The organism is Enterobacter cloacae complex sp. 397G4 (assembly GCF_050031515.1).
Lineage (GTDB): Bacteria > Pseudomonadota > Gammaproteobacteria > Enterobacterales > Enterobacteriaceae > Enterobacter > Enterobacter hormaechei_C.
Genome location: NZ_JBLGWE010000001.1, coordinates 488049 through 500367, shown reverse-complemented (window position 1 = coordinate 500367; position 12319 = coordinate 488049). Strand labels below are relative to the sequence as shown.

The following is a 12319-nucleotide window of genomic DNA, read 5'->3' as shown; positions in this document are numbered from 1 at the left end:
TAAGAAAAACCGATTACAGGATTTCCAGCAGCTCGACTTCAAACACCAGGGTGCTGAATGGCGGAATGGACGCGCCAGCGCCACGCTCGCCGTAAGCCAGGTTGTGCGGGATAGTGAGTTCCCATTTGGAACCTACTGGCATCAGGGTCAGGGCTTCGATCCAGCCTGCGATAACGCCGTTGACCGGGAACTCAGCCGGTTCGCCACGCGCGACGGAGCTGTCGAACACGGTACCGTCGATCAGCTTACCGGTGTAGTGTACGCGAACGTGGTCGGTACGCGCCGGGATTGCGCCATCACCCTGATTGATTACGCGGAACTGCAAGCCGGACTCGGTGCTGTTCACGCCTTCACGCTCACGGTTCTCTTCCAGATATTTCACGCCTTCTGCCGCCATCTCTTCGAAACGCGCGCGACGTACGGCGTCAGCACGTTCGTGGATTTCACGCAGCGCACGGTGCACAACGTCAACCGGCACAGCGGGCTGCTTGCCTTCCAGCGCGTCAGCGATACCCGCCACCAGCGCTTCCGGTAACAGACCTTCCAGGCCGGATTCGCTCAGCTGCTGTCCTACCTGCAAGCCGATGCCGTAGCTTGCCTGCGCTTCGATAGTGTCAAAAGTCGGGGTGGTCATGGGTTTTCCTTCCATCACATTTAAAGTAGCGGGCAGCATATCAGCCATGCCCTTATGGGTAAAACTTTGTCTTAAGTAAAGGTGACAAACTGCGACGAAACGGAAACAATAGTAGCCGTCAGGATTTTCCCTAATATATGTCACGAAAGCTGGCTTTGTTACGCCCATCAGGCAGTTAGCAAACTACACTTCTCAGGACAGGATAAAAAGACGCGGAGCAGGAGGAGAGCCATGCCCGGGCGATTTGAACTGAAACCTACCCTGGCGAAAATCTGGCATGCGCCGGATAACTTTCGCATCATGGACCCGCTGCCGCCTTTGCACCGCAGAGGCATTATTATCGGCGCGTTGCTGATCGTCATCGGCTTCCTGCTTCCTTCCGGCAGTGACAACGTTGATACCGCGCCGGTCAGCCGGAATGCTGAGCTGGATATCCAGTCGCAAAGCCAGCCGCAGCCTGATTCACAGCCGATGCAGACGCAGCTGGTCACACCGTCTAACGATCCGGGCCAGGTTGCGCCGGTTGAACCTGAACCGGTTCAGGAAGATCAGGAGCAGGCCGCCGCCCCTTCAGAGCCACAGGCGCAACAGCCCACCGGCATTGAGCAGCAGTGGCGTTCGTATCGCGTAGAGCCTGGGAAAACTCTTGCCCAGCTGTTCCGCGACCACAATCTGCCAGCAACGGATGTGTATGCCATGGCGCAAGTCGAGGGGGCAGGCAAACCGCTCAGCAACCTGCAAAATGGTCAGATGGTGCAGATCCGCCAGAATGCCAGCGGGGTGGTGACCGGGTTAACGATCGATACCGGAAACGGGCAGCAGGTACTGTTTACCCGTCAGCCGGACGGCAGTTTCATCAGAGCACGTTAATGGCCCAGGCCGGGTAAGGCGATGCCGCCACCCGGCACTTTTGTTCTCAGGCACGCCGTTTATTCACCCACCAGATCCCCGAGCAGACCAGCACCAGCGCAATCGCGTATTTGATGTCCAGAATGTTTTCGCCGAGGAAGATGGCGGAGAGCACCGTCCCTGCTACAGGTATGACAAAGTTGAACGGGGCAATCATACTCACGCGGTTTACTTTCAGCAGCGCGCTCCACAGGGCGAACGCCACGGATGAGAGCAGCGTCAGATACCCCAGCACGGCGACGGCTTTCATGCTGTGCACCTCCAGCGTCCCGCCCGTGGCATAGCCTCCCGCAACCAGTGCCGCCCCGCCTATCCCCAGCTGCCAGCCAGTCATCACCGTCGGGTCAACGGTCTGGGAAATGCGTTTCCCGTAAAGCGTGGCCGCAGAGAGAATAAAGGCGGCCAGCACCACAAATCCGTCACCTTTCCAGACAAACTGGAACTCACTTAACCCGCTGTGGAAGTTCACCAGCATAACCCCGGCAAAGCCCAGAACACACCCCAGCGTTTTGTTATAGCTGAGTTTGTCGTTGTGGTAGATAAAGTGCGCCAGCAGCACGCTGAAGAAGGTCCCGGTGGCATTCATGATGGAGCCGTTCACCCCGGTCGTGTAGGCCAGGCCGATATAAAAGAAGGTGTACTGGAGGGAGGTCTGGGTCAGTCCGAGGATCGTGAGCTTGCCAAACTGCGTGGGCGTGAGCCTGCCAATCGGTTTTCGCTGGGCCAGGGCAAAAAGCAGCAGCAACGCGCCGGCAAACAGAAAACGGTATCCGGCAAAGACGACTTTGGAGGGGATATCATCGGTCGCGATTTGAAAGAGTTCGTAGCCACTTTTAATGGCCGGGTACGAGCTTCCCCAAAGCAGACAGCAGAGCGTGGCGCAGGCATAGGCCACATTGCGACGGGCAAAGACGGGCGTGGGCAGAGCAGTATCCATGACAAATCTCATAAATAAAATTGCGTTTCAATTTATTATCAGAGAATGCGTCAGGAATAGCGACCTTACAAGAGCAAAAGATGACGCAGGGTCACGCTAAAAAGCAAAACGCCGGCACAAGGCCGGCGCTTCGACGCGAGCAGAGTAGAAAATTACTCAGCTACTACGTTAACAACCAGTTTAGCGAACACTTCGCTGTGAACCTGGAAGTCAACTTCGTGCTCACCAGTGGTACGCAGAACGCCGTTCGGCATACGAACTTCGCTCTTAGCCACTTTAACGCCTGCCGCAGTAACTGCATCAGCGATATCGCGGGTACCGATGGAACCGAACAGTTTACCTTCGTCGCCAGCTTTAGACGCGATAGTAACGGTGCCCAGTGCGTTGATTGCTTCAGCGCGAGCGTTAGCAGCCGCCAGAACGTCAGCCAGTTTGGCTTCCAGTTCAGCACGACGTGCTTCGAAAAACTCTACGTTTTTCTTAGTAGCTGGAACAGCTTTACCCTGTGGAACCAGGAAGTTACGAGCGTAACCCGCTTTAACGTTTACCTGATCACCCAGGCTGCCCAGGTTTGCTACTTTATCAAGCAGAATAACTTGCATTACCTTATCCTCTTAAAGTCGTATTAATGGACCGTGCCCGATTACTGATGACGATCAGTGTACGGCAGCAGAGACAGGTAGCGAGCGCGTTTGATAGCGCGAGCCAGCTGACGCTGATATTTTGCACGAGTACCGGTGATACGGCTTGGGACAATCTTACCGCTTTCGGTGATGTAGTTTTTCAGCGTTGCGATATCTTTATAGTCGATCTCTTGAACGCCTTCCGCGGTGAAACGGCAGAACTTGCGACGACGGAAATAACGTGCCATATGGCTAGTCTCCAGAATCTATCAAATCAATCTGCTCGGCATGCAGAACCATTTTGCTCAGGCCGTTCTTTGCCTTGTGGCAAGAAATGAACCCCTGAACGATTACTGCACTACCGACCGTTAAACTGTGAGTAATGGCCTGGTTTTCGTGTCCGCTAATAATCACGGGCATTTGGCACCACGCCTGCCGGTGAAACCCGGCTTCCTCTTGCACAGAACGATGCTCAAGCACGAACTGGCAATGCGGAATTCCTGATGGGCTGACCTTTCGAAGGGGGGTCCTGCACACGGTGCCGGACAACACCAGACGGTTGGTCATCAGAAATTACTCTTCAGAATCCCCAGCATCAGAATCATCTGCGGTTTCGTTTGCGAAATCATCGCGACGCTCACGGCGCTCGTCTTTCGCTTTAACCATCGGAGATGCTTCGGTCACTGCGTGTTTGGTACGCATAACCATGCTGCGGATAACGGCATCGTTGAAGCGGAAGGTAGTTTCCAGCTCATCGATCACTTCCTGCGGAGCTTCAACGTTCATCAGAACGTAGTGTGCTTTGTGCAGTTTGTTGATCGGGTAAGCCAGCTGACGGCGGCCCCAGTCTTCCAGACGGTGGATCGTGCCTTCTGCACCAGTGATGGCAGCAGAGTAACGCTCGATCATGCCCGGAACCTGTTCGCTCTGGTCAGGGTGGACCATAAAAACGATTTCGTAATGACGCATCGAATTGCTCCTTACGGATTATTCAGCCTCCTGTCTGGGTCAGCCGAGGCCCGGGGAGGCAAGGAACGTGTTAAAGGTCGGCTGAAAAATTGACGCGTCATAATACTTGCGCCCCCCAGGAAACTCAAGCTGATTGCACAAATAATTCGCACAAAGGGTAAAGCTGTTCTAAGTGGGTGATTTAAAATCGCACTCATCAGAAGCGCTGTTTTTTTGAACAACACCATCAGAAATGGTCACCCATCGCAACCCGGGTAGCGATTACACTTTAATCAGAGACACTGAACAGAGAAGGAGACATTACCCCGTATCACAGCACGCAGTCGTGGAGCGCATATCATGAAAAGAATCGCAATCGCCATTTTGGCTGCGCTTTTGCTCAGTGCAAACGCGATGGCAGCCATCAGAATAGACAGCCAACAGGCCAGAAACATGGATGATGTGCAGAGCTTAGGCGTTATTTACATCAATCATAACTTCGCCACTGAAAGTGAAGCAGATCAGGCGCTTAATGAAGAAACCGATGCGCAGGGCGCAAAATACTATCACGTCATGCTGACACGTGAGCCCGGCAGCAACGGTAATATGCACGCCAGTGCAGATATTTACCAGTAACGCTTTATCGCTAGCACCAGGAAAGTCAACGAAAATCAAAGCCATATATAATTTGCCCCCTGCCCGGGGGCTTTTTTTATGAATGGCTCCGGAATACCACCGGTTACAACTGTTTCGGTATTCCAGAGCACTTATTCACTTCTGCCCGTAGTAAGCATTCGGGCCGTGCTTACGCATGAAATGCTTGTTCATCAGGTAATCATCAATGCCCTGAAGCTGTGGGTTAATGCCGCGCGCAATCCACGCCATTCTGGCCACCTCTTCCATCACCACCGCGTTATGCACGGCGTCATGCGCATCTTTACCCCAGGAGAACGGACCATGCTGGTACACCACAATACCCGGCGTATGCAGTGGTTCCGTCTCACCCAGCGTTTCGATAATGACCCTGCCGGTGTTAAGTTCGTACTCGCCTTCGACCTCAGCCTGCGTTAACGCTCGCGTGCAGGGAATATCGCCGAAGAAGTAATCTGCGTGCGTCGTACCCAAAGCAGGGATCGCCAGCCCGGCCTGTGCCCAGGCGGTGGCGTGCGTGGAATGGGTATGCACAACGCCCCCCAGAGACGGGTAACGCTGATACAGCGCCAGGTGGGTTGCCGTATCAGAAGAAGGGCGCCATTTGCCTTCAACGACGTGTCCTTCCAGGTCAACCACCACCATATCGTCCGCTTTCATGGCGTCATAGGCCACGCCGCTCGGCTTAATCACCACTAGCCCCTGCTCGCGATCGATGGCGCTTACGTTGCCCCAGGTAAACGTCACCAGTCCATAGCGCGGCAGATCCATATTGGCTTCAAAGACCTGCTGTTTCAGCTTAAGCATGTTCCGCCTCCATCAGCCCTGCCCGCGCCATGCGCTCGCGCACCCAGTCCCGGGCTTTCGCCACTTCTGCCGCCGGGTCGTCCGCGGTTTCGCTCCACATCTCAATCAGGTAAGGCCCGCAATAACCTGTCTGTTTGAGCGTCTGGAAGCACCGTTCGAAATCCACCACCCCGGTGCCGAACGGTACGTTTTTAAACACGCCAGGACGGGTATCTTTAACGTGCACCGCCACGATATGCCCGATGCCCGCCTGAAGCTCCATCTGTACGTCGTTATCCCATGCCGACAGGTTTCCGATATCCGGATAAAGCTGGAACCAGGGGTTGTTCAGATAGTGCGCATAGCCCAGCGCCTTGCTGATGGAGTTCATCAACGGATAATCCATGATCTCCATCGCCAGCGTCACCTGCGCACGGCTTGCCATCTCAACGCTCTCTTTCAGGCCCTCCCGGAAACGACGGCGCGTTTCATCGTTGGCTTCCTGATAGTAAACATCGTAACCCGCCAGTTGAATCACGCGGATGCCGACATCCTGTGCAAAGCGAATGGCTTTACGCATGATCTCCAGCCCTTCGGCGCGTACAGCATCATCTTCGCTGCCAAGCGGAAAACGACGATGAGCGCTCAGGCACATGGATGGCACGCGCACGCCGGTTTCGGCAATGGCGCTCACCAGCGCCAGACGCTGGTCGCGGCGCCAGTCCAGGCGAGAAAGACGCTCGTCCGTCTCATCCACCGACATTTCGACAAAATCGAAACCCAGCTGCTTCGCCAGCTGCAACCGCTCCAGCCAGCACTCCCCCGCAGGGAGTGCCTTTTCATAGATGCCAAGCGGGACCTGTTTTGACAACATACCCGCTCCTTAACCCCAAAGCTGAGCGATTGAGCGTTTGAACTGACGCGCCGCTTCCACCGGAGACGCAGCATCACGAATGCTACGACCGGCAATAAAGACGTGAATCGGGATACCCTGGAACAGCGGCAGGTCCTCCAGCGCCAGGCCACCGGTGACGGTCACTTTGAAGCCCATATCGGCCAGACGTTTGATCGCGCTGATATCGGCTTCGCCCCACGCCACGCCTGCGGCCTGCGCATCACGGCTACGGTGATAAACCACCTGCTGGATACCCGCTTCGCGCCACTCCTGCGCCTGCTCCCAGGTCCAGAAACCGGTCAGTTCAATCTGCACGTCGCCGTTGAACTCTTTCGCCACGTCCAGCGCGCCTTTCGCGGTGTTGATATCCGCACAGCAGATCACGGTGACCCAGTCGGCGTTGGCTTCAAAGCACATGCGAGAGAGGATTTTGCCCGCGTCGGCGATTTTGGCATCCGCCAGCACGATTTTATGCGGATAGAGCGCCTTCAGGTCACGAACCGCACGAACGCCTTCGCCCACGCACAGAATGGTGCCGACTTCGATGATGTCCACTTCTTCCGCAATCAGACGGGTGGTTTCGTAAGCGTGAGACAGAGTCTGGTTATCCAGCGCGACCTGCAACATTGGTAATGACATTTTCAATTCCTCTTAAATGGCCGCCGCAGTGGCGTTATCAATTAAATCCAGCACGTCCTGCGCGGTACGACAGGCGCGTAAACGGTCAAAATTAGCTTCATCATCAAACAGATTGACGATCTGCATGATCCCCACCTCCTGGTGGGTGTTGGCATCGACAGCCGCCATGGTGATCAGAATGTCGACCGGGTCGTTATCTTCGTGGTTGAACACCAGTGGTTTTTTCAACGTCACCAGCGCAAAACCGGTTTTCTTGACGCCCTCTTCGGGACGGCCATGCGGCATTGCCAGCCCCGGGGCAATCACAAAATAGGGTCCAAACTGCGCCACGCCATCCAGAATGGCCTGGTAATAATGCGGCTCGACAACGTCCGCCTTAACCAGCAGGTCCACGCCCAGCTTCACCGCTTCCTGCCAGGTGCTGGCTTCGGCTTGTAAAAGGATGGAGTTATTCTCTGCCAGCGAATCACGTAGTTTCATGTGGCATCCTTACTTCACGTCTTGTGGGAAGTGTTCTTTGATCACTTCCAGCAGCTTTGGCCCGAAATCCGCAGGCGACAGCATGTTGCGTACGCCTACCACGTATTTGTTGCCCGACACGCTAATCTCGCCGGCAATGTGCGTTGAGGCGATGATGATGTCCGCGCCGTTCAGTTCACTTTTGTATTCACCCACTGCGCAGCTGTTCACCGTGTGGTCAATGTTTGACTGGGTTAAAAACTGGTCCACTTTCATCTTCATGATCATGGAGCTACCTTGCCCATTGCCACACACAGCCAGGATACGTACGGTCATAATCGAAACTCCTTAATGAGCAGACACTTCTGCTGTTTGTTTTTCTGCATCTTCTTCAGCCCGCAGCGAACGGCCAGCGAAGAACATATAAGCCAGGGCAATCAGGATGATGACGGCCATAAAGACCAGCCCGACGGACGCAAAGCCCTGCATCATCGGCGGCGCCAGAATTGACCAGTCCGCCATGCCCATCCAGGCGCTCATGCCGGTGAGCTTGACCGCCCACACGCACCCGAAGATTTCAATCATGCCCATCACCAGGCAGATCTTGAGCGCTGCGCGCCATCCGCCGAAGTGGTTAGCAAATACGCCAATAGTGGCGTTGGAGAAGAACATCGGGATAAAGCCAGGAATAATCAGGATTGAGGAGCCACAGCCCACCAGGATGCCGACCGCAATCAGCTGGCCGATGGTGCCCCACATAAAGCCCCAGACGACGGCGTTTGGCGCAAAGCTATAGATAGCCGCACAGTCAATCGCCAGCACCGCGCCAGGGATCAGGCGCTGGGAGATGCCGTTAAACGCTTCCGACAGTTCGGCGACGAACATACGCACGCCCTGGGTGATGATGAAAATGGCCACCGCGAAGGAGAAACCGGTTTGCAGGATATAGACCGTCCAGTGGGTTTTACCCGCCATCGCCTGCACCACGTCAATGCCAAAGGAGAGCAGGATGGCACCGAAGAAGATGGTCATCACAATTGCCGTGGAGACGATGTTGTCGTGGAAGATATTCAGCCAGCCAGGCAATTTGAGGTCTTCAACACTCTCCTCTTTTTTGCCCAGGTACGGCGCAACTTTGTAAGCAATCCAGGAGGCGAACTGCTGCTGGTGACCGATGGAGAAGCCGCAGCCGTCCGTAACGTCCTGCGTTGGCTTATACATCATGTTGGAGGTGATGCCCCAGTAAAGCGAGACCAGTATTGCCGTGCAGATGACGGTGGTCCACATTGGGTAGCCGAAGATATAGAGAGAAACCGCAATCAGCCCCGCCTGCTGGAACATGATGTGCCCGGTGAGCATGATGGTGCGAATACCGGTGATGCGGCGCAGGAGCACGTAAATGATGTTCAGCGCCAGCGCGAGCAGTACCGCATACCCAACCCAGCTGTACGCATCCCCCATACGATCGATGGTGGCCATCATGGACGCGTAAGTGTCAGAGATGGCGCCGTTAATGCCGTACACCTCTGACATTTTGGCAACAACCGGCTTAAACGTGCTGGTAAGAATGCCAGACCCCGCCTGCAACAGCATAAAACCAATGATGGTTTTGATGGTGCCTTTGATAATCACGCTGACGCTTTTGCGCAGCAGGATGTACCCCAGGCACGTCACGATACCCAGCAACAGCGGGGCGTTGGTCATTACCTGATTAAAGAACACGGTAAAGACGTTGTAGAGGATCTCCATAACTCTCTCCAGAAAATGAGAACACGAGGGGCAATCCCTGTGTGGTTGGTGTCATCACTCTATTAATCACAAATAATCATCACAAGATTGCATTTGATTATTTGTGACGGATCACGCAATTTATTTCCATGGTATTAGTAATGATTTTCACTACCAATCCAACCAAATAAATAAATTTTTAAATTTCAATACATTAATCATTTATAACGGTTATCTTAACAACGTCATGAAGTTTTTTCTGTGAGGTGGCGAGGGGAATTTTCCGCAAATCAGCCATTGCAAATCGATTAAAACAGTGCCAGCATTAATCACAACAAGTCACATAGTGATTACTTTTGATTAAAACCAGGAGTCAAACGATGAGTAAAGTGAAAACCATCTCCCGTGAATCATGGATTCTGAGTACCTTTCCGGAGTGGGGTAGCTGGCTGAACGAAGAGATCGAGCAGGAACAGGTTGCTCCTGGCACATTTGCGATGTGGTGGCTGGGCTGCACCGGGATCTGGCTGAAATCAGAAGGCGGCGCCAACATTTGTGTTGATTTCTGGTGCGGCACCGGCAAACAGAGCCACGGCAATCCACTGATGAAAAAAGGCCACCAGATGCAGCGTATGGCCGGCGTTGAAAAGCTCCAGCCGAACCTGCGCACCACGCCTTTCGTGCTGGATCCTTTTGCCATTCGTCAGATCGACGCCGTACTCTCTACCCACGATCACAACGATCATATCGACGTGAACGTGGCGGCAGCGGTAATGCAAAACTGCGCGGACGACGTACCGTTTATTGGGCCGCAGACCTGCGTGGATTTGTGGATTGGCTGGGGCGTGCCAAAAGAGCGCTGCATCGTGATGAAGCCGGGCGACGTAGTGAAAATCAAAGACATTGAAATTCACGCGCTGGATGCCTTTGACCGTACCGCGCTGATCACCCTGCCTGCCGACCAGAAAGCCGCAGGCGTACTGCCAGACGGGATGGATGAGCGCGCGGTGAACTACCTGTTCAAAACGCCTGGCGGTTCCCTGTATCACAGCGGTGACTCCCACTACTCCAACTATTACGCGAAGCACGGTAACGAGCATCAGATTGACGTGGCGCTTGGCTCTTACGGTGAAAACCCGCGCGGGATCACCGACAAAATGACCAGCGCAGACATGCTGCGTATGGCCGAAGCGCTGAACACCAAAGTGGTGATCCCGTTCCACCACGATATCTGGTCAAACTTCCAGGCCGATCCGCAAGAGATCCGCGTCCTGTGGGAGATGAAAAAAGACCGCCTCAAGTATGGCTTCAAGCCGTTCATCTGGCAGGTCGGCGGCAAGTTCACCTGGCCGCTGGATAAAGACAATCTTGAGTACCACTACCCGCGTGGTTTCGATGATTGCTTTACGATTGAACCCGATCTGCCGTTCAAATCCTTCCTCTGATTCTGAGGCCCAATCGCCAGACCTTGCGTCTGGCGATGTCATATTTATCTTAGTAATTTCACGCTATTTCAAATATCATCTTTTCAAATCAATTCTTATCGGAATAGCTCATGACGGAAGCGCAACGGCATCAAATTTTACTGGAACTCCTGGCGCAAACAGGGTTTATCACCGTCGAGAAAGTGATCGAACGTTTAGGGATCTCCCCCGCTACCGCGCGGCGGGACATTAACAAGCTGGATGAGAGCGGCAAGCTGAAAAAAGTCCGCAACGGTGCAGAGGCCATCAGCCAGCAGCGTCCACGCTGGACGCCGATGAACATCCACCAGGCGCAGAATCACGATGAAAAGGTGCGGATTGCCAGAGCGGCATCACAGCTGGTAAATCCTGGAGAAAGCGTGGTGATCAACTGCGGTTCGACGGCGTTTCTGCTGGGCCGTGAGATGTGCGGCAAGCCGGTGCAGATCATCACCAACTATTTGCCGCTGGCCAACTATCTCATTGACCAGGAACATGAAAGCGTGGTGATCATGGGCGGCCAGTATAACAAGAGCCAGTCCATCACCCTTAGCCCGCAGGACAGTGAAAACAGCCTCTACGCCGGGCACTGGATGTTTACCAGCGGCAAAGGTCTGACGGCGGATGGCCTGTATAAAACCGATATGCTCACCGCAATGGCAGAACAGAACATGCTTAACGTAGTGGGCAAACTGGTGGTGCTGGTCGACAGCAGCAAGGTCGGTGAACGCGCCGGCATGCTTTTCAGCCGCGCCGAGCAAATCAGCATGGTGATCACCGGCAAAAACGCCAACCCCGAGATCCTCAGCAAGCTGGAGGATCAGGGTGTCACAGTGCTGCGCGTTTAAAGGTGCTGACGGAAGAATTCCACGGTTGACTCCAGCGCGGCCGGGGTAATACGGTGCCGGACACCTGCTCCCCACAGGCAGGTCAGATTGCTGTCCAGCCCTTCGCGCTGTAGCGCCTGTTGCAGGCGGAACGTTTCACCGGGCGGTACGACGTCATCGGCGTCCCCATGCCACAGAAGCAGCGGACGATCGGCCAGCTGCGAAAGCGCATGGCTGACGTCCCATTCAGACAACAGGGCCTCAATCTCCTGAGGGGCCTGCGGCGGGAACAGCGTCTTTGCCAGTGATGTAAAGTAGCCCGATCCCATCAGGCAAGCGACGGACGTCACCTCCGGATGCCTGGCCATGATCCCCAGCGCCGTCATTCCGCCCATTGATGCGCCTGCGACCGCCAGCCGTTTCCCCTCCACCAGCCCGGCCTGCAAGAGCGCGTCACGCAGCCCGGCGAACTCGGTCAGATTGCCGTGCAGCGTTTGCCAGAACAGCCCCAGCCGCGCCTGCTCATCGCCCGTAAAGCGTGCCCCATGATTCGGCGCATCAGGCATGACCACCCGGAAACCGGCCTGCGCCAGCGCGACGGCAAAATAGCTGTAGACCAGCTTCGAGGAGAGAAAGCCATGATAGAAAACTACCGTCGGCAGCGGCTGTTCACCTTTACCAGCCGAAAAAGCATGGATGATTTCATGCCCACTCAACTGGCGAGTTTCAATTTCAATCATTGTCGATCCTGTGCTGATGAATGATTCATAATGTTGAGAGCTGGATTACGGTTTCACGATATTTTCATTCGAAATCTACG

The 12319-nt window shown here is 54.7% G+C and carries 17 protein-coding genes; 4 read left to right on the top strand and 13 right to left on the bottom strand.

What is annotated here, in order from left to right; genetic code table 11:
* Positions 1-13: 13 nt before the first annotated feature.
* Complete coding sequence (gene fklB, locus ACQG1Y_RS02420; protein WP_008502892.1) at positions 14-634, bottom strand: FKBP-type peptidyl-prolyl cis-trans isomerase; 621 nt, start codon at positions 632-634, stop codon at positions 14-16.
* A gap of 231 nt (positions 635-865) precedes the next feature.
* On the opposite strand from fklB, the gene ACQG1Y_RS02415 reads away from it, so the two are divergent.
* A complete protein-coding gene (locus tag ACQG1Y_RS02415; protein ID WP_015572481.1) occupies positions 866-1504 on the top strand; it encodes an OapA family protein in 639 nt (212 codons plus the stop codon).
* Between the two features lie 46 nt (positions 1505-1550).
* Here the strand turns inward: ACQG1Y_RS02415 and ACQG1Y_RS02410 are convergent, their stop codons facing one another.
* From ACQG1Y_RS02410 to rpsF, 5 genes are all read right to left on the bottom strand, one after another.
* Entirely contained in the window at positions 1551-2480 is a 930-nt protein-coding gene (locus ACQG1Y_RS02410) for a DMT family transporter (RefSeq protein WP_165468266.1), read from the bottom strand.
* 152 nt (positions 2481-2632) lie between these two features.
* Positions 2633-3082 carry a 50S ribosomal protein L9 gene (gene rplI / locus ACQG1Y_RS02405; protein ID WP_006810372.1) on the bottom strand — a complete coding sequence of 150 codons (450 nt, stop codon included), beginning with the start codon at positions 3080-3082 and terminating at the stop codon, positions 2633-2635.
* 41 nt (positions 3083-3123) lie between these two features.
* Positions 3124-3351 (bottom strand): 30S ribosomal protein S18, encoded by a 228-nt coding sequence (rpsR, locus tag ACQG1Y_RS02400; protein WP_000135199.1) that lies wholly within the window; start codon positions 3349-3351, stop codon positions 3124-3126.
* Positions 3352-3355: 4 nt separating this feature from the next.
* Entirely contained in the window at positions 3356-3670 is a 315-nt protein-coding gene (priB, locus tag ACQG1Y_RS02395) for a primosomal replication protein N (protein WP_003856035.1), read from the bottom strand.
* 6 nt (positions 3671-3676) lie between these two features.
* On the bottom strand, positions 3677-4072 hold the full coding sequence (rpsF, locus tag ACQG1Y_RS02390; RefSeq protein ID WP_003856034.1) for a 30S ribosomal protein S6: 396 nt from the start codon (positions 4070-4072) through the stop codon (positions 3677-3679).
* 339 nt (positions 4073-4411) lie between these two features.
* Between rpsF and yjfY the strand changes: the two genes are divergently transcribed.
* Positions 4412-4687 carry a DUF1471 family protein YjfY gene (gene yjfY, locus ACQG1Y_RS02385; protein ID WP_017383944.1) on the top strand — a complete coding sequence of 92 codons (276 nt, stop codon included), beginning with the start codon at positions 4412-4414 and terminating at the stop codon, positions 4685-4687.
* Positions 4688-4822: 135 nt separating this feature from the next.
* Here yjfY and ACQG1Y_RS02380 read toward each other — a convergent pair whose 3' ends face one another.
* From ACQG1Y_RS02380 to ulaA, 6 genes are read right to left on the bottom strand one after another with little or no spacing between them, the layout of a single operon-like run.
* Positions 4823-5509: an L-ribulose-5-phosphate 4-epimerase gene (locus ACQG1Y_RS02380; RefSeq protein ID WP_017383945.1), complete on the bottom strand. Its 687-nt coding sequence runs from the start codon at positions 5507-5509 to the stop codon at positions 4823-4825.
* Positions 5502-6362: an L-ribulose-5-phosphate 3-epimerase gene (locus tag ACQG1Y_RS02375; RefSeq protein ID WP_015572478.1), complete on the bottom strand. Its 861-nt coding sequence runs from the start codon at positions 6360-6362 to the stop codon at positions 5502-5504. The genes ACQG1Y_RS02380 and ACQG1Y_RS02375 overlap by 8 nt, the downstream gene beginning before the upstream one ends.
* Before the next feature lie 9 nt (positions 6363-6371).
* Complete coding sequence (gene ulaD / locus ACQG1Y_RS02370) at positions 6372-7022, bottom strand: 3-keto-L-gulonate-6-phosphate decarboxylase UlaD (protein WP_017694667.1); 651 nt, start codon at positions 7020-7022, stop codon at positions 6372-6374.
* 12 nt (positions 7023-7034) lie between these two features.
* On the bottom strand, positions 7035-7502 hold the full coding sequence (ulaC, locus tag ACQG1Y_RS02365) for a PTS ascorbate transporter subunit IIA (protein WP_032670719.1): 468 nt from the start codon (positions 7500-7502) through the stop codon (positions 7035-7037).
* Positions 7503-7511: 9 nt separating this feature from the next.
* On the bottom strand, positions 7512-7817 hold the full coding sequence (gene ulaB / locus ACQG1Y_RS02360) for a PTS ascorbate transporter subunit IIB (protein WP_003856022.1): 306 nt from the start codon (positions 7815-7817) through the stop codon (positions 7512-7514).
* A gap of 12 nt (positions 7818-7829) precedes the next feature.
* Positions 7830-9230 (bottom strand): PTS ascorbate transporter subunit IIC, encoded by a 1401-nt coding sequence (ulaA, locus tag ACQG1Y_RS02355; protein WP_017694669.1) that lies wholly within the window; start codon positions 9228-9230, stop codon positions 7830-7832.
* Positions 9231-9589: 359 nt separating this feature from the next.
* On the opposite strand from ulaA, the gene ulaG reads away from it, so the two are divergent.
* Both ulaG and ulaR read left to right on the top strand, forming a co-directional pair.
* Positions 9590-10654 (top strand): L-ascorbate 6-phosphate lactonase, encoded by a 1065-nt coding sequence (gene ulaG / locus ACQG1Y_RS02350; RefSeq protein ID WP_160177193.1) that lies wholly within the window; start codon positions 9590-9592, stop codon positions 10652-10654.
* Between the two features lie 110 nt (positions 10655-10764).
* A complete protein-coding gene (ulaR, locus tag ACQG1Y_RS02345) occupies positions 10765-11520 on the top strand; it encodes an HTH-type transcriptional regulator UlaR (protein WP_003856014.1) in 756 nt (251 codons plus the stop codon).
* Here the strand turns inward: ulaR and yjfP are convergent.
* Positions 11517-12239, bottom strand: coding sequence for an esterase (gene yjfP / locus ACQG1Y_RS02340; protein WP_023302960.1), 723 nt, complete (start codon positions 12237-12239; stop codon positions 11517-11519). The two genes, ulaR and yjfP, sit on opposite strands and share 4 nt — an antisense overlap.
* Positions 12240-12319 lie beyond the last annotated feature (80 nt).